Origin of the sequence: Paenibacillus sp. GYB006 (genome assembly GCF_036577645.1) — a bacterium.
GTDB lineage: Bacteria > Bacillota > Bacilli > Paenibacillales > Paenibacillaceae > Paenibacillus.
The window spans coordinates 1-415 of record NZ_JARBDA010000067.1; the positions used below are offsets into that span (position 1 = coordinate 1).

The 415-nt window shown below is 49.2% G+C and carries 1 rRNA gene; it reads right to left on the reverse strand.

The features are described from left to right. Positions 1–8: 8 nt before the first annotated feature. Positions 9–125, reverse strand: a 5S ribosomal RNA gene (rrf, locus tag PV403_RS24980). Between the last annotated feature and the right edge of the window lie 290 nt (positions 126–415).

Sequence of the window (415 nt, forward strand, 5' to 3'; positions counted from 1 at the left end):
GGGTTTTCGCTTGGCGGCGTCCTACTCTCCCAGGACCCTGCGGTCCAAGTACCATCGGCGCTGGAGGGCTTAACGGTCGTGTTCGGGATGGGTACGTGTGGAACCCCTCCGCTATCGCCACCAAACGTGATTTTTGCGCTGTGATATCTTCAGTGAATACTCACCAGCAAAATATCAGTCCTTAGAAAGGACATGCAGCTTAAAATCTTCGGAAAATCCATTCGCTCTTCGCGTTTGCTTGGGTTCAACACCGAAGTGTGAATCAAGAAACAAGCGTTTAGGTTTCCCTCAAGGTTTTGCTCCCTGAAAACTAGATACGAAACAATCTTTGCAATTTAATTGTAGGATAAGCCCTCGACCGATTAGTACTGGTCAGCTCCATGCATTGCTGCACTTCCACCCCCAGCCTATCTAC